Origin of the sequence: Rhizobium sp. NFR07 (genome assembly GCF_900111905.1) — a bacterium.
Lineage (GTDB): Bacteria > Pseudomonadota > Alphaproteobacteria > Rhizobiales > Rhizobiaceae > Neorhizobium.
This window is the reverse complement of record NZ_FOKM01000002.1, coordinates 165,225-180,249: the sequence shown is the minus strand read 5'-3', so window position 1 is coordinate 180,249 and position 15,025 is coordinate 165,225. Positions and strand designations below refer to the sequence as shown.

Sequence of the window (15,025 nt, the reverse complement as noted above, 5' to 3'; positions counted from 1 at the left end):
ACCGTCACAGGCGCGAGACGGGCAGGAGAATGAACCATGTATGTTGCCGTCAAGGGTGGCGAGGCCGCCATCACCAACGCCCACCGGCTGCTCGCCGACCGGCGCCGGGGCGACCGCTCGCTGCCATCCGTCACCATCGACCAGATCGCCGAACAGCTCGGCCTCGCCGTCGATCGCGTCATGGCGGAGGCCTCGCTCTATGACCGTTCGCTGGCCGCCCTTGCCGTGCGCCAGTCACGCGGGGACCTGATCGAGGCGATTTTCCTCTTGCGCGCCTACCGCACCACCCTGCCGCGCTTCGGCAGTTCCGTCCCGCTCGATACGGCCGACATGCAGGTCGAACGCCGCGTCTCGGCGACCTACAAGGATCTTCCCGGCGGCCAGCTGCTCGGCCCGACCTTCGACTATACCCATCGCCTGCTCGACCCGTCGCTCCTGTCCGACGAGGCTGTCGAGGAACCCGCCCGGCGGGAAGCCGGCGAGGAGGCGATCATGCGCGTCTCCGATATTCTCGCCCATGAAGGCCTGATCGAGGCCGATGGCGACCTGCCGCAGGACCAGCCGGCCGGCGACCTGACACGTGAGCCGCTGGAATTCCCGATGAGCCGCGACCTTCGCCTCCAGGCGCTTGCCCGCGGCGACGAGGGCTTCCTTCTCGCGCTCGGCTACTCCACCCAGCGCGGCTATGGCCGTAACCACCCGTTCGTCGGTGAAGTCCGCATCGGCGAGGTCGAGGTGGAGATGGATATTCCCGAACTCGGCTTCGCCGTCTCGCTCGGACGCATCCGCGTCACCGAATGCCAGATGGTCAACCAGTTCAAGGGATCGTCCAAGGCCCCGCCGCAGTTCACCCGCGGTTACGGCCTCGTCTTCGGCCAGAATGAACGCAAGGCGATGTCCATGTCACTGGTCGACCGTGCGCTGCGCGCAGAGGAACTGGGTGAGGACATCACCGCACCGGCGCAGGACGAGGAATTCGTCATTTCCCATTCCGACAACGTGCAGGCGACCGGCTTCGTCGAACACCTGAAACTGCCCCATTACGTCGACTTCCAGGCCGAACTCGCAATGGTCCGCAAGATGCGCGCCGATATCGAAGCTGCGCGAAACGGCGAAAACGAGATGAAGGACGCTGCCGAATGACTGCCGATCTCGCCACCTACAATTTCGCCTATCTGGACGAGCAGACGAAGCGGATGATCCGTAGGGCGATCCTCAAGGCGATCGCCATTCCCGGCTATCAGGTGCCGTTCGCTTCCCGCGAAATGCCGATGCCCTACGGCTGGGGCACCGGCGGCGTACAGGTGACCGCCTCCATCATCGGCCCGGAAGACGTGCTCAAGGTCATCGACCAGGGCGCCGACGACACGACGAATGCCGTCTCGATCCGTGCCTTCTTCCAGAAGGTCGCCGACGTTGCCGTCACGACCCATACCAAGGACGCGACGATCATCCAGACGCGCCATCGCATTCCCGAACAGAAGCTGACCGAAGGCCAGATTCTCGTCTACCAGGTGCCAATCCCCGAACCGCTCCGCTTCCTCGAACCGCGCGAGACCGAAACGCGAAAAATGCATGCGCTGGAAGAATACGGCCTCATGCATGTGAAGCTCTACGAGGACATCGCGATCAACGGTCGCATTTCCAAGACCTATGCCTATCCCGTGAAGGTGGATGGCCGATACGTGATGGACCCCTCGCCGACGCCGAAATTCGACAATCCGAAAATGCATATGTCGGATGCGCTGCAGCTCTTCGGCGCCGGCCGCGAGAAGCGCATCTACGCGGTGCCGCCCCATACGCAAGTAGTCAGCCTCGATTTCGAAGATTACCCGTTCGAGATCCAGAAATTCGAGCAGGACTGCGCGCTTTGCGGCGCCCACGGCGTCTATCTCGATGAAGTCGTGCTCGACGACAAAGGCGGCCGCATGTTCGTCTGCTCCGATACCGACCATTGCGAAGACCGCCGCGAACACGGTCATGTGGGTGCGATGCTGGCGACCGACCGGGAGGCTGCGGAATGAGTTACCCCCCTCTGTCCTGCCGGACATCTCCCCCACAAGGGGGGAGATCAGCTGGAAGCAATCTCGCAGCACTTCTCAGCATCACTACCTGCCGCACACTCAACCTTCGTGGAGGATCGAGGCTTCTCCACTTGTCGATCTCCCCCCACGTGGGGGAGATGTCCGGCAGGACAGAGGGGGGCAAGCCGCACGCGCCAACATCAAAGGACATCACGCCATGACCGACACCCCTCTCCTCAAAGTCAGCGGCGTCTCGAAATTCTACGGCAGCCGCATCGGTTGCAAGGATGTCAATTTCGAACTCTGGCCAGGTGAAGTTCTCGCCATCGTCGGCGAATCCGGCTCGGGCAAGACGACGCTGCTCAACTGCCTGTCGACCCGGCTGATGCCGACGGCCGGTAGTGTCGAATACCGGATGCGTGACGGCAATTTCCGCGATCTCTATCACATGAGCGAGGCGGAGCGCCGCTTCCTGATGCGTACCGACTGGGGCTTCGTGCACCAGAACCCGGCTGATGGGCTGCGCATGACGGTCTCTGCCGGCGCCAATGTCGGCGAGCGGCTGATGGCGGTCGGCGACCGGCATTACGGCCGCATCCGCGAGACGGCGACCGACTGGCTCGGTCGCGTCGAGATCTCCGCCGACCGCATCGACGACCAGCCGCGCGCCTTTTCCGGCGGCATGCGCCAGCGCCTGCAGATCGCACGCAACCTCGTCACCGGCCCGCGCCTGGTCTTCATGGACGAGCCGACCGGCGGCCTCGACGTCTCGGTTCAAGCCCGCCTGCTCGACCTCGTGCGCGGCCTCGTCAACGATCTGGGCCTCGCCGCAATCGTCGTCACCCATGACCTCGCCGTCGCCCGCCTGCTTTCCCACCGGATGATGGTGATGAAGGACGGCCATGTGATCGAGCACGGCCTGACCGACCGGGTGCTCGACGATCCGCGCGAGCCCTATACCCAGCTTCTCGTTTCCTCCATCCTACAAGTATAAAGGAGATCCCGATGGCCACTCCCCTCGTCGTCTCGGAAGTCTTCAAGAGCTTCACCATGCACTTACGCGACGGCATCAAGCTGCCTGTCGTCAACGACGTGAACTTTTCCGTCGCAGCCGGCGAATGCGTCGTGCTCGGCGGCCCGTCGGGCATCGGTAAGAGCTCGATCCTGAAAATGCTCTACGGCAACTATGCCGTCGATGCCGGCCAGATCCTCGTCAATCACCAGGACCGTATCGTCGATATCGCCAGCGCCGATCCGCGCACAATCATCGACGTGCGCCGCCAAACCATGGGTTATGTCAGCCAGTTCCTGCGCACCGTACCGCGCGTCGCCGCAATCGACGTGGTCGCTGAACCGCTCACCGCCCGCGGCATCGACGCGGCGGAAGCGAAGGCCAAGGCAGAAGAGCTGCTTTCCCGGCTCAACCTGCCGCGCGAACTCTGGACGCTGCCGCCCGCCACCTTCTCCGGCGGCGAGCAGCAGCGCGTCAACATCGCCCGCGGCTTCATCACCAGCCACACCATCCTGCTTCTCGACGAACCGACCGCCTCGCTCGACGCCACCAACCGGCGCGTCGTGGTCGAGATGATCGCCGCGAAGAAGCAAGAGGGCGTCGCCATGCTCGGCATCTTCCATGACGAGGAAGTGCGCGAGGCGGTGGCGGACCGCATTCTCGACGTCAGCGCATTTTCTCCCCGAAAGGCCATCGCAGCATGAGTGCCAAGGTCGGTCTCGAACCCGTCATCCATCCGACCGCGAGCGTCAGCAATTCGACGATCGGCCGCTATACCGAGATCGCCGAGCGCTGCCGCATCGACGAGGCCGAGATCGGCGACTATTCCTACATCATGCAGGACGGTTCGATCTGGTGCGCGACGATCGGCAAGTTCGTCAACATGGCCGCCTCCGTGCGCCTCAACGCAACGAACCATCCAACCTGGCGCGCCACGCTGCATCACTTCACCTATCGTGCAGCCAACTATTGGGACGATGCCGAAAACGAGAAGGACTTCTTCGAGTGGCGGCGTGAGAACCGCGTGACGATCGGCCATGACGTCTGGATCGGCCACGGCGCCACCGTGCTGCCGGGCGTCACCGTCGGCAACGGCGCGGTGATCGGTGCCGGCGCCGTCGTCTCCAAGGACGTGGCACCCTACACGATCGTCGGCGGCGTTCCGGCCAAGCTGATCCGCGAGCGCTTCACCAAAGAGATCGGCGAGGGCATGGATCGGCTGGCCTGGTGGGACTGGGATCATCTCAGGCTGCGCAAGGCTCTGGATGATTTCCGGGCGCTTTCCGCGGAGGACTTTCTGTCCCGATACGGCACGTAACGAAACTGTGACAACCCCGTCATTCTTGTTACAAAACCGACATCAAACCGACATTCAGGCTTCATCAACCGGGTCTAATCCGATGCCCAGCAGGGGTTAGGACGGACTGAAAACATGATGTTTGAACTGAGGAATGTAACCAGGCGTTTCGGCGACCGTATTGCGGTCAATGCCGTCAACGTCGAGATTCCCCAGGGCCAGATGGTTGGCATCATCGGTCGCTCCGGCGCCGGCAAGTCCACTCTTCTGCGCATGATCAACCGTCTTCAGGAGCCAAGCTCGGGCTCGATCCGGTTCAACGATATCGAAGTGTCGTCGCTCAAGGGTGCTGCCCTGCGCAACTGGCAGCGCGACTGCGCGATGATCTTCCAGCAATTCAATCTCGTGCCGCGCCTCGACGTTCTGACCAATGTCATGCTCGGCCGGTTAAACCACCGCTCCACGTTGATGAGCCTTCTCAACATCTTCTCCGACGATGAGCGTCTCGCTGCAATTGCGGCCCTCGAGCGCCTCGGCATCGAGCAGACCGCCATGCAGCGCGCCGGAACGCTTTCGGGTGGTCAGCAGCAGCGTGTCGCGATTGCCCGCGCGCTGATGCAGTCGCCGAAGATGCTGCTTGCCGACGAGCCGATCGCCTCGCTCGATCCGCTCAACGCCAAGATCGTGATGGACGCGCTTCGCGACATCAACGAGCGCGAGGGCATCACCGTCATTACCAATCTTCATACGCTCGATACCGCCCGCAGCTATTGTGAACGGATCATCGGCATGGCTGGCGGCCGCGTCGTATTCGACGGCACGCCATCGGAACTGAATGCGGAAGCTGTCCAGGAGATCTACGGCTCCGACAGGGACGGCGCAGGCATCGACGAAACGATGACGTCGACCAGCATCAACATCCCCGCTGCTCAGGTGAGCACGGCAAAGGAATCGGGCGGCATCAGCACACTGGCAAGCGCCAGGGCCTGAGCCCGCACAAGACGATCGTCTGCCCGCGTAAAGGGCGCAATTTTTCATGACCCAACTCCGGAAAACCCGGAAACAGGAGATCACCATGCTGAGACAAGCTCTTCTTGCTGCCGTCGCGCTGAGCGTCGTTGCAGGTTCCGCAATGGCCCAGGACGTCAAGGTCCTGCGCATCGGTCTCGACGGCTCGGAAAACGAAGCCGACCAGATCCGCAACACCCAGTGCGTCGCCGATGGCCTGAAGGCCTTCACCGGCGTTCCGGAAGTTCAGATCTTCCCGTCGCCGGACTATAACGGCGTCATCCAGGGCCTGCTCGGCGGCACGATCGACATCGCTTCGATGGGCGCTTCCTCCTACGCCGCAATCGCGCTGAAGGACCCGAAGGCCGTCGACCCGATCCTGACCTACACCCAGTCGGACGGTTCCAGCGGTTACTACTCCATCATGGTTGCCCGCAAGGATTCGGGCATCAAGACGCTCGCCGACGCAAAGGGCAAGAAGATCGGCTTCGCCGACCCGGACTCAACTTCGGGCTACCTCGTCCCGAACGTCGCCCTGCCGAAGGAAATCGGCGCACCGGTCAAGGAATATTTCTCTGAAAGCGGCTTCGGCGGCGGCCATGAGAACCTCGTTCTCGCCGTTCTCGACAAGAAGTTCGACGTCGGCACGACCTTTGGTTCGGGCGTTGGCAAGTGGGAAGAAGGCTATACCGGTGGCAACCTGCACCAGATGGTCAACAAGGGCATCCTCGACATGGACGACGTCGTCGAAGTCTGGAAGTCCCCGCTGATCCCGAACGGCCCGCTGATGGTCAACAACAAGCTGCCGGAAGACATGCGCGCCAAGGTCGAAGCCTACTTCCTCGAACTGCCGAAGAAGGACCACGATTGCTTCAAGGCCTACACCCAGGGCGACAACAAGGAATACATCAAGGTCGATCCGTCCTTCTACCAGACGATCATCGACGCTCGTAAGTCCGTCATCGGCGGCTGATCCACCCCTTGATACCGATCTGACGGCGGCGCCCTCGGGCGCCGCCGTTCTGCAAAGAGAGCACGGGACGCAGGCTAATGGCGACTATGAGCGAACATAACAACGCAGTCCCGGGGGGTGGAATTGGCCCGGCCGCATCCCTGATGATGCAGCACTACCGGCAGCAATTGCGCACGCGCCGTGTCTATACCGCGATCTCGATCGTCGTTTTCCTCGTCGTGCTGTTTGCCTCGCTGCAATTCGCCAATGATGCGAATGCCGGCAAGTTCTTCGAGCGCCTGCCCTATTTCTTCGATTTCATCCGTAGCTTCGTGCCGGACAGCCCGATGGAGATCATCCGGGCGATGTTCGACCTGCCCTCACCCTATGCAGATGGCTCGCTGAAATACAATTATACGGCCGACCGCCACTACATTACCGACACGTTCTACATCCCGAATTTCTTCTACCAGCTGATCATCACCATCAATATCGCACTGGTCTCGACCATTATCGGCGCGGCGCTTGCCTTCCTTCTCTGCTTCTTCGCCTCGACCAATCTGGTCGGCGCCGGCGCCACGCGCTTCGTCGTGCGCCGGATCATGGAAGTGCTGCGCGCCTTTCCCGAAATCGTCATTGCCGGCCTCCTGACCGCGATCCTGTCGATCGGTCCGATCGCCGCGATCATCGCCATCACTGTCCACACGATCGGCGCGCTGGGAAAACTGTTCTTCGAAGTGGTCGAAAATTCCGACATGAAGCCGGATGAGGGCCTCAGGGCCGCCGGCGCAAGCTGGGTCGAGCGCGTGCGCTTCGCCATCGTTCCCCAGGTCCTGCCGAATTTCGTCTCCTATACGCTGCTGCGCGCCGAGATCAACGTACGCGCCTCGACCATCATCGGGGCCGTCGGCGGCGGCGGTATCGGCGAGGTCTTCCGTCTTGCAATCGGCCGCGACCATGCCGCCAAGACCTATGCGATCATCATCCTGCTGCTCGTCAGCATCATCATCATCGACCAGTTCTCCGCATGGCTGCGCCGCCGGCTGATCGGCCAACAGTCCTTCGAACTCGGCAGGGGAGCAGCCTGATGACGTCCTCGGTTCCCAGCATCAACGCCTCCGACCGCGAGCGCCTGCGCGCCGCCTATCCGGAAGTCTTCCACCGCTCGTTCATGCGGCGCTACGGCCTGCTCGTCGGCTCCGGCATCGTCGTCATCTATCTGACGATCTGCTTCTTCGCCTTCAATGTCGGCCCGGCCTTCATGAACGGCCAGTGGGATCGTGCCTCACTCTATGTCCAGGACTGGTATTCCTGGCGCGCCCAGCCGCGCCTGCGCTTTCAGGATGACGGTACGGTCAAGCCGCAATGGTCGAGCCGAGGACAATATGCCGAAGGCGCCGACATCTTCTGGCTGCAGCCGACCCCGAACGGCGGCTATTCGGTCACCTATGGCAGCGAGGCCGACCGTCTCGACGTGACGACCAGCCGCGTCGACGTTTATCTCAACGGTACCGCCTATCCGGTCACGATCACCGAAGACGCCGCAACCGCTCCAGCCGGTGCGCCTGCTGCCATTCAGCAGGATGGCAACAAGGTCATCGTGAACTACGGCTATGAAGGCCAGGCCGAGATCCGCACGAGCCAGGTCTATGTCCAGCGCCGCTTCCTCGGCTGGGCGAACTTCCTGTTCGACACCAAGTCGGATTTCTGGGGCAAGAGCTGGGGCCAGCTCGCCGCCCTCGCGACCGTCGGAGAACGTCTCGATCCGGCACGCTCGAATATCGGCCACATGGTCGACGACTTCCTCGGCAACAATGTCTGGCAGCACGCCGACATCCTGTCCAAGCTCTTGCAGACGCTGGTCATGGCCTTTGTCGGCACGCTGCTCGGTACGATCTTTGCCTTCCCGCTCGCCTTCATCGCCGCCCGCAACATCACCCGCAACCGCGCCGCCAACTGGGGCATGAAGCGGTTGTTCGATTTCCTGCGCTCGGTCGACATGCTGATCTGGGCGCTGTTCTTCACCCGCTCCTTCGGCCCCGGGCCGATCCCTGGTATCGCTGCGATTTTCTTCACCGATGCCGGCGCGCTGGGCAAGGTCTATGCGGAGGCGGTCGAAAATGTCGACGACAAGCAGCGCGAGGGCGTAAAATCGGTCGGCGCGCCTCCTGTTATCGTCAACCGCTTCGGCGTCGTGCCGCAGGTTCTGCCGGTGTTCATCTCCCAGTCGCTGTATTTCTGGGAATCCAACACCCGTTCGGCGACCGTCATCGGCGCCGTCGGCGCAGGCGGTATCGGCCTCAAGCTGCTCGAAGCGATGGGCACCAATGCCGACTGGGACAAGGTCGCCTATATGGTGCTCCTCATCCTCCTCGTCGTCTTCCTGTTCGACAATGTCTCGAACGCGATCCGTTCGCGCCTGATCGGCGGCCCTACCCATTAAGGGCCGCAGAAAAAGCGCCGGACATCATCATTCTGTCATGGAAATCTTTTAGGCGCAGGGCCTGTCTTCGGGCGCGGCAGAGGGCTACTCTCCCCGCGCCGCCCTGCTCCTGATTCCGGACCGATACCTTGCGCTACGCGATCTATTTTTCCCCCGCCGCGGACCACCCGCTGACGACAACTGCGTCCCGTTGGCTCGGCCGCGATGCCTTTACGGGTGAGACGTTTCCGACGCCCGATGTTGCAGGCATTTCCACCGGTGACGTGCACGCCCTGACCGCTGATCCGCGCCGTTACGCCTTTCACGCGACGCTCAAGGCACCGTTCGAGCTGGCCGAGGGAAATACGCAGGAAGAGCTCCTCGAAGCCTTCGAGGACTTTGCTGCCTCGACGCCTGCCTTCGACATTCCGAATGTCGTGATCGGCCAGCTTGGACGCTTCTTCGCGCTGGTGCCGGACCGCGCCTATCCCGTGCTGCAGGATTTCGCCGCCGAGATCGTCGAGGATTTCGAACCTTTTCGTGCACCGCTTTCCGACGCCGACATCGCCCGGCGAAAGCCGGAGAGCCTGTCGCCGGAGCATCGCGCCAATCTGGAGCGCTGGGGCTACCCTTACGTCATGGACGAGTTCCGGTTCCACATGACCCTGACCGGCCAGGTGCCGCCGGAACAGGCGCCGGCCATGCGGGACGCGCTCGAAGCGCGCTTTGCCGACTTCATCAATGTCCCGCTTGCCATCGACGGACTGGCCATCTTCGTCGAGGCCGAGCGCGGCGCTCCCTTCACCGCCCTTCGCCACATTCCGCTGGCATCCGTCTCCGACCTCAGAAAGACCGCCCCATGACCGCCGAACTCGTCATCACCAATGCCCGCATCGTGCTGGAGGACAGCATGATCTCCGGTTCCGTGCAGATCCGTGACGGCAAGATTGCCGATATTTCCGAGGGCAATGTCGGGACGGGCGAGGATTTCGAGGGCGACTACCTGATCCCCGGCCTGGTCGAACTGCATACCGACCACCTGGAGCAGCACTATTCGCCACGTCCCGGCGTGCGCTGGAATGCGACGGCCGCGATCCAGGCGCATGACGCGCAGATCGCCTCGTCCGGCATCACCACGGTCTTCGACTGCCTGCGCATGGGCTCGGACGAGGACGGCGGCTTCGAGCATGGCGAGATGCGCGAGATGGCCGATGCCATCCAGGCCGCCGAGCGTGACGGTCGCCTGCGCTCGGAGCACCTGATCCACCTGCGCTGCGAAGTCTCGGCCGACAACGTGCTGCAGCATTTCGCCGATTTCGAGAACGACAGCCATGTGCGCCTCGTCTCGCTGATGGACCATGCCCCCGGCCAGCGCCAGTTCCAGACCATGGAACAGTACATCTTCTACTATCAGAAGAAGCGCGGGCTTACCGATGAGGCCTTCAAGATCTTCGTCGACAAGCGGGTCGAGGAATCGCAGCGTAATTCGACGCCGCATCGCATCGCCATCGCCAAGCACTGCGCCGCGCACGGAATCACGGTCGCGAGCCATGACGATGCGACACTCGCCCATGTCGACGAGGCGATCGAGAACGGCGTCAAGCTCGCGGAATTCCCGACCAGCTTCGAGGCCGCCAAGGCGTCGCATGAACACGGCATGAGCGTCCTGATGGGCGCCCCGAACGTCGTTCGCGGCAAATCCCATTCCGGCAATATCGCAGCCCGTGATCTGGCCGCCAAGGGCGTGCTCGACGTGCTGTCTTCCGACTATGTGCCGCTCAGCCTTCTCTATGCGCCGTTCATTCTTGCCGACGACGTAGACGGCATATCGCTGCCCAAGGCGATCTCCATGGTGACCGCGACGCCTGCTCGCACCGCCGGCCTCGACGATCGCGGCCGGATTGCCGTCGGCCTGCGCGCCGACATGGTCCGGGTGCATCGCCAGGAAGGTGTGCCGGTATCGCGCGCCGTATGGCGCCAGGGCCGACGGGTGGCGTGATGGACGCCCGCCCGCAGAGCCTCGAGGACAAGCGCACCGGCTGTATGGCCGTCGTGGTCGGCCCGAGCGGGGCCGGCAAGGACACGCTGATGGCCCATGCCGCGCGCATCTTCGCAGACCGCCCGGACGTCATCTTCGCCCGGCGCATCATTACCCGCGATGCAACAGCCGGCGGCGAGGACCATGACGGCGTCTGCGAGGCGGAGTTCGCAAAACTGGAGGCGGAAGGCCGCTTTGCCGTCTCCTGGGCAGCGCATGGGCTGCATTACGGCATACCCGCCGAAACCCGGGAGGCTGTCGCAGGTGGCGCACTCGTCATCGCCAACGGGTCGCGATCGGCACTTGCGGCCTTTGCCAATGCCTATTCCTGCCTCGTCGTCATCAACGTCACGGCACGGGCGGAAGTGCTTGCTGCGCGGCTCGAGGCCCGGGGGCGGGAAAGCAAGGAAGACATCCTTCGCCGACTGCAGCGCAGCTCGCTCGGCGTGACCGGCGACTACAATGTCGTGACGATCGATAATAGCGATACGATCGAAGCGGCAGGTAATGCCATGGTCGAAACGCTTTCAACTTTCCTGCCACAGTATCAATAGCCGGCGTTAAAAATAACGCCGCTACGCTTTAAAGTTTCAACTTCTCCCCTAGTTCATCTATTCCGAATATATAATGGAGTCGGGGCGGTGGGCGAAACTTCCAAGCGGGATGGCGCGGATGCCGACGGATTATTAAGAGCCGATCTCGAGGCACGCATGGTCGTGCTCGAGATCGTATCGATGACGGCGCTGGCGCTGGCGCTCGACACATCTGAGAATGGCAGTCCGGAACAGGCGCGGGGGATTGCCGAGCTGATCCAGGACACAGTGCGGCAAAGGTGTCGCGAGGTCGGACTGAGCGACAAGGACCAGAAATCCGCCAATGCCTATGCCGACGAACTTCTTTCGACGGCACTCGTCTCGCTCTATCCGGATTGATCGACAGTCTGCGCGAAGCTCACTCGATCAGTGAGCTTCGTCCCAGTTGGAGGCGGCGCGCGCATCGACCTTCAGCGGAACCTTCATCGAGATTGCCGGCATGGCCGCCTGTTCCATGGTCGAAACGATCACCGGCATCGCCTTTTCGACGTCTCCATCCTCGACCTCGAAGATCAGTTCGTCATGCACCTGCAGCAGCATGCGCACGCGATCGCCAAGTCCGGCCTCAGCCAGCGCGGGCTCCATCTTTACCATCGCGCGACGAATGACATCAGCGGCCGATCCCTGGATCGGTGCGTTGATCGCCGCCCGCTCGTTGAAGGCGCGCATCGAGGGGTTGGACGACTTGATCTCGGGATAATGCGCACGACGGCCGAAAATCGTCTCGACATAGCCATGCTCGCGCGCGAATGCCTTCGTCGAGTCCATGTAGTCGCGGATGCCCGGGAAACGCTCGAAATACTTCTTGATGTAGTCGCCGGCTTCAGACCGCTCGATCGACAGCTGGTTGGCCAGACCGAAGGCGGAAATGCCGTAGATGATGCCGAAGTTGATCGCCTTGGCGCGTCGGCGGATCTCACTCGGCATGCCCTCCACCGGCACGCCGAACATTTCGGACGCCGTCATCGCATGGATGTCAATGCCGTCCTCGAAAGCCTGACGCAGCTGCGGAATGTCGGCCACATGGGCAAGCACGCGCAGCTCGATCTGGCTGTAATCGGCTGACAGGAGCTTGTGGCCGGGCGATGCGATGAAGGCCGTGCGGATCTTGCGGCCCTCGGCGTTGCGCACCGGAATGTTCTGCAGGTTCGGTTCGGAGGACGACAGGCGCCCGGTCGTGGTCGAGGCCAGCGAATAGGACGTGTGAACCCGCTTCGTCTCGGGATGGACATAGCCCGGCAGCGCATCCGTATAGGTGGATTTCAGCTTGGTCAGCTGGCGCCAGTCGACGATCTTGCGCGGCAGCGGGTGCCCTTCGGCAGCAAGATCCTCCAGCACACTCGCCGAGGTGGACCACTGGCCGGTCTTGGTCTTTGCGCCACCCGGCAGGCCCATCTTGCCGAACAGGATGTCGCCGAGCTGCTTCGGCGAACCGATGGTGAAACGTTCGCCGGCCAGTTCGTAGATCTCATCCTCGAAGGCGGCCGCCTTCTGCGCCAGTTCGCCGGAAAGGCGCGACAGGATCTGCCGGTCGATGGAAATGCCACGCTCCTCCATGCGCGCCAGAACCTCCACCAGCGGACGTTCCAGCCGCTCGTAGATACGTGTCAGGCCCATGGAGGCCAGCTGCGGCTTCAGCACCATCCAGAGACGCAGGGTCACATCGGCATCTTCAGCCGCATAGGTCGTCGCCCGGTCGATATCGACGAAATCGAAGGTAACGCCGCTCTTGCCGGAGCCTGCAACATCCTTGAAGGCGATCGGCTTGTGATTGAGCCAGCGCTCGGACAGGCCGTCCATGCCGTGATTGCCCTTGCCGGCGTCAAGCACGTAGGACATCAGCATCGTATCGTCATAGCTCTCGACCGTGATGCCGTGCCGCTTCATGACGAGATAGTCGAATTTCAGGTTCTGCGCGACCTTGAGCACTGCCGGATCTTCCAGCAACGGCTTCAGGCGATCCAGCGCATCGCGCGTCGGGATCTGGTTTTCCGCCATGCCGCCGCCGAGAAGATCGCCGACGCCGGTCTTATGGGTGAGCGGCACGTAGCACGCGCGCACCTCGAGCCCGGACGGATTCTCGGTATTGTCGGCGATGGCGAGCGAGAAGCCCACCAGTTCGGCCTGCATCGGGTCGAGCGAGTTGGTTTCCGTATCGAAGGCGACCAGGCCGGTCTCGCGCGCAGCGCGGATCCAGTCGTCGAGCGCTTCGACATCGCGGATCGTCACGTAATTCTCGGTATCGAGTTTTGCCTTGGCAAAGGCTTCGATGCGGGTGGCGGCAAACTCAGCCGGTGTGGCGCCGTCTGTGCCCTTGGCGACGGCCGTCTTGGCGGGATGCGCCGGCGCATCTGCAGCCGCATCGCCAGTATCACCCGATGTCGCGGCATCAAGATCCGGACCACGGGCGTCAGCGCCCCACTCCACCTCGATGGTGACGGGGTCGATGGCATTCGCATCGCAGTCGCAGGCAGCAGCCACGCGGCGCGTCAGCGTGCCGAATTCCATGGCCTTGAGGAAGCCGATCAGCTTCGGTCCATCCTGAGGCTCAAGCACAAGAGCCCCGAGGTCGAGCTCCAGCGGAACATCGGTTCTCAGCTCGACGAGCCGGCGGGACAGGCGCGCCTGCTCCGCGTAGGTCTGGATGCTCTCACGACGCTTGACCTGCTTGATTTCACCGGCGCGTGCCAGAAGCGTATCGAGGTCGCCGAACTCCTCCAGAAGCTGGGCAGCCGTCTTCGGGCCGATGCCCGGAATGCCGGGCACGTTATCGACCGAGTCACCCACCAGCGCCTGCAGGTCGATCAGCTTTTCCGGCGGAACGCCCCATTTTTCGATGACGTCGGGAATGCTGATCTGCTTGTCCTTCATGCTGTCATACATGTGGACCGTGGGCGTCACGAGCTGCATCAGGTCCTTGTCGGACGAAACGATCGTAACGTCAGCGCCTGTGGCCTCCGCCTGGCGGGCATAAGTGGCGATGATATCGTCCGCTTCGAAGCCTTCGGTCTCGATGCAGGGCAGGTTGAAGGCGCGCGTCGCCTGGCGGATGAGACCGAACTGCGGAACGAGCTCTTCCGGTGGCGCCGAGCGGTTTGCCTTGTAGGCGTCATAGATGTCCTTGCGGAAGGTCTTCGACGAATAGTCGAAGATGACCGCGAAATGCGTCGGCGTGACCCCAACCGAGGTGTCGCGCGCATCGGTCAGCAGTTTCCACAGCATGTTGCAGAAACCCGACACGGCACCGATCGGGAGACCGTCCGATTTGCGCGTCAGCGGTGGCAAAGCATGGAAGGCGCGGAAGATGAATCCGGACCCGTCGACGAGGAAGAGATGATCGCCTTTTTTCATGGGCATGGCATAGCGTGACCCATGCGCGGCGTCCATGAAAACTTGTGATCGAAAAGGTCTCACAGCTCCCGGCAACGTTACCGAATTGTAATCCACGCTTCCCTTGAAAAGCCGCATTCCGCCTCACATTTCAAGGTCACCGGCGATTGATCACGCCGCAGTCTGACAGAAGGCTCGTCCCCCGCCTCTTCAGACCGGGCAAAGGCTCATCCCCCTCTCCGGGCCTTTGTCCTCCCATCCGACGCCACGGCCGTTCCCCTCCCGGCCGTGGCGTTTTTTTGTGTCTCGCCCAGCACACATCTTGCCAATTCCGAGCCGCTATCACAGT

14 protein-coding genes are annotated in these 15,025 nt (G+C 62.5%); 13 read left to right on the top strand and 1 reads right to left on the bottom strand.

Annotated elements, in window-relative coordinates; all coding sequences use genetic code 11:
- Positions 1-36 precede the first annotated feature (36 nt).
- From BM216_RS04460 to BM216_RS04395, 13 genes are all read left to right on the top strand, one after another.
- Positions 37-1,143 (top strand): carbon-phosphorus lyase complex subunit, encoded by a 1,107-nt coding sequence (locus tag BM216_RS04460; RefSeq protein WP_092995634.1) that lies wholly within the window; start codon positions 37-39, stop codon positions 1,141-1,143.
- Positions 1,140-2,024 carry an alpha-D-ribose 1-methylphosphonate 5-phosphate C-P-lyase PhnJ gene (locus BM216_RS04455; protein WP_092995631.1) on the top strand — a complete coding sequence of 295 codons (885 nt, stop codon included), beginning with the start codon at positions 1,140-1,142 and terminating at the stop codon, positions 2,022-2,024. Before BM216_RS04460 ends, BM216_RS04455 begins: the two co-directional genes overlap by 4 nt.
- A gap of 217 nt (positions 2,025-2,241) precedes the next feature.
- Complete coding sequence (phnK, locus tag BM216_RS04445; RefSeq protein WP_092995624.1) at positions 2,242-3,018, top strand: phosphonate C-P lyase system protein PhnK; 777 nt, start codon at positions 2,242-2,244, stop codon at positions 3,016-3,018.
- Positions 3,019-3,029: 11 nt separating this feature from the next.
- Positions 3,030-3,740 (top strand): phosphonate C-P lyase system protein PhnL, encoded by a 711-nt coding sequence (gene phnL / locus BM216_RS04440; RefSeq protein ID WP_092995621.1) that lies wholly within the window; start codon positions 3,030-3,032, stop codon positions 3,738-3,740.
- On the top strand, positions 3,737-4,354 hold the full coding sequence (locus BM216_RS04435) for a DapH/DapD/GlmU-related protein (protein WP_092995618.1): 618 nt from the start codon (positions 3,737-3,739) through the stop codon (positions 4,352-4,354). The genes phnL and BM216_RS04435 overlap by 4 nt, the downstream gene beginning before the upstream one ends.
- Positions 4,355-4,471: 117 nt before the next feature.
- Positions 4,472-5,323, top strand: a complete 852-nt coding sequence (gene phnC, locus BM216_RS04430; RefSeq protein ID WP_177230721.1) for a phosphonate ABC transporter ATP-binding protein — start codon at positions 4,472-4,474, stop codon at positions 5,321-5,323.
- Positions 5,324-5,408: 85 nt separating this feature from the next.
- Positions 5,409-6,314, top strand: coding sequence for a phosphonate ABC transporter substrate-binding protein (gene phnD / locus BM216_RS04425; RefSeq protein WP_092995612.1), 906 nt, complete (start codon positions 5,409-5,411; stop codon positions 6,312-6,314).
- A gap of 146 nt (positions 6,315-6,460) precedes the next feature.
- Positions 6,461-7,381 (top strand): phosphonate ABC transporter, permease protein PhnE, encoded by a 921-nt coding sequence (gene phnE / locus BM216_RS04420; RefSeq protein ID WP_177230720.1) that lies wholly within the window; start codon positions 6,461-6,463, stop codon positions 7,379-7,381.
- Positions 7,381-8,736, top strand: coding sequence for a phosphonate ABC transporter, permease protein PhnE (gene phnE / locus BM216_RS04415; RefSeq protein WP_092995606.1), 1,356 nt, complete (start codon positions 7,381-7,383; stop codon positions 8,734-8,736). The genes phnE (BM216_RS04420) and phnE (BM216_RS04415) overlap by 1 nt, the downstream gene beginning before the upstream one ends.
- A gap of 128 nt (positions 8,737-8,864) precedes the next feature.
- On the top strand, positions 8,865-9,578 hold the full coding sequence (locus tag BM216_RS04410) for a DUF1045 domain-containing protein (protein WP_092995603.1): 714 nt from the start codon (positions 8,865-8,867) through the stop codon (positions 9,576-9,578).
- On the top strand, positions 9,575-10,714 hold the full coding sequence (locus BM216_RS04405) for an alpha-D-ribose 1-methylphosphonate 5-triphosphate diphosphatase (RefSeq protein WP_092995600.1): 1,140 nt from the start codon (positions 9,575-9,577) through the stop codon (positions 10,712-10,714). The genes BM216_RS04410 and BM216_RS04405 overlap by 4 nt, the downstream gene beginning before the upstream one ends.
- Entirely contained in the window at positions 10,714-11,307 is a 594-nt protein-coding gene (phnN, locus tag BM216_RS04400) for a phosphonate metabolism protein/1,5-bisphosphokinase (PRPP-forming) PhnN (protein ID WP_092996913.1), read from the top strand. Before BM216_RS04405 ends, phnN begins: the two co-directional genes overlap by 1 nt.
- A gap of 87 nt (positions 11,308-11,394) precedes the next feature.
- Positions 11,395-11,685 (top strand): hypothetical protein, encoded by a 291-nt coding sequence (locus BM216_RS04395; protein ID WP_143102724.1) that lies wholly within the window; start codon positions 11,395-11,397, stop codon positions 11,683-11,685.
- 27 nt (positions 11,686-11,712) lie between these two features.
- Here the strand turns inward: BM216_RS04395 and polA are convergent, their stop codons facing one another.
- The gene (gene polA / locus BM216_RS04390) at positions 11,713-14,697 is read right to left on the bottom strand and encodes a DNA polymerase I (protein ID WP_092996910.1); all 2,985 of its coding nucleotides are present in this window, start codon (positions 14,695-14,697) and stop codon (positions 11,713-11,715) included.
- Between the last annotated feature and the right edge of the window lie 328 nt (positions 14,698-15,025).

Excerpts from the sequence above, each read along its gene's own strand:
- BM216_RS04460 (WP_092995634.1), top strand. The coding sequence starts at position 37 with ATGTATGTTGCCGTCAAGGGTGGCGAGGCCGCCATCACCAACGCCCAC.
- BM216_RS04455 (WP_092995631.1), top strand. The coding sequence starts at position 1,140 with ATGACTGCCGATCTCGCCACCTACAATTTCGCCTATCTGGACGAGCAG.
- phnK (WP_092995624.1), top strand. The coding sequence starts at position 2,242 with ATGACCGACACCCCTCTCCTCAAAGTCAGCGGCGTCTCGAAATTCTAC.
- phnL (WP_092995621.1), top strand. The coding sequence starts at position 3,030 with ATGGCCACTCCCCTCGTCGTCTCGGAAGTCTTCAAGAGCTTCACCATG.
- BM216_RS04435 (WP_092995618.1), top strand. The coding sequence starts at position 3,737 with ATGAGTGCCAAGGTCGGTCTCGAACCCGTCATCCATCCGACCGCGAGC.
- phnC (WP_177230721.1), top strand. The coding sequence starts at position 4,472 with ATGTTTGAACTGAGGAATGTAACCAGGCGTTTCGGCGACCGTATTGCG.
- phnD (WP_092995612.1), top strand. The coding sequence starts at position 5,409 with ATGCTGAGACAAGCTCTTCTTGCTGCCGTCGCGCTGAGCGTCGTTGCA.
- phnE (WP_177230720.1), top strand. The coding sequence starts at position 6,461 with ATGCAGCACTACCGGCAGCAATTGCGCACGCGCCGTGTCTATACCGCG.
- phnE (WP_092995606.1), top strand. The coding sequence starts at position 7,381 with ATGACGTCCTCGGTTCCCAGCATCAACGCCTCCGACCGCGAGCGCCTG.
- BM216_RS04405 (WP_092995600.1), top strand. The coding sequence starts at position 9,575 with ATGACCGCCGAACTCGTCATCACCAATGCCCGCATCGTGCTGGAGGAC.
- phnN (WP_092996913.1), top strand. The coding sequence starts at position 10,714 with ATGGACGCCCGCCCGCAGAGCCTCGAGGACAAGCGCACCGGCTGTATG.
- polA (WP_092996910.1), bottom strand. The coding sequence starts at position 14,697 with ATGAAAAAAGGCGATCATCTCTTCCTCGTCGACGGGTCCGGATTCATC.